The sequence below is a fragment of the Pseudomonas sp. PDM16 genome, from assembly GCF_014851865.1.
Classification (GTDB): domain Bacteria; phylum Pseudomonadota; class Gammaproteobacteria; order Pseudomonadales; family Pseudomonadaceae; genus Aquipseudomonas.
This window is the reverse complement of the sequence record NZ_JACVAM010000038.1, coordinates 1-255: the sequence shown is the minus strand read 5'-3', so window position 1 is coordinate 255 and position 255 is coordinate 1. Positions and strand designations below refer to the sequence as shown.

General features: G+C 55.3%; 1 protein-coding gene. It reads left to right on the top strand.

The window, feature by feature from the left end:
- A partial coding sequence (locus IB234_RS23845) for a GTP-binding protein (RefSeq protein ID WP_263864211.1) occupies positions 1-255 on the top strand: 255 nt, incomplete at both ends.

The window sequence follows — 255 nt, the reverse complement described above, 5'->3', positions numbered from 1 at the left end:
ACATCCTGCTGTCCCGTCAGGTAGGCGTTCCTTACATCGTTGTCTTCCTAAACAAGGCTGACATGGTGGATGACGCTGAGCTGCTGGAACTGGTTGAGATGGAAGTTCGCGACCTGCTGTCCACCTATGACTTCCCGGGCGACGACACTCCGATCATCATCGGCTCCGCGCTGATGGCTCTGAACGGCCAAGACGACAACGAAATGGGTACCAGTGCTGTTAAGAAGCTGGTCGAGACTCTGGATGCCTACATCC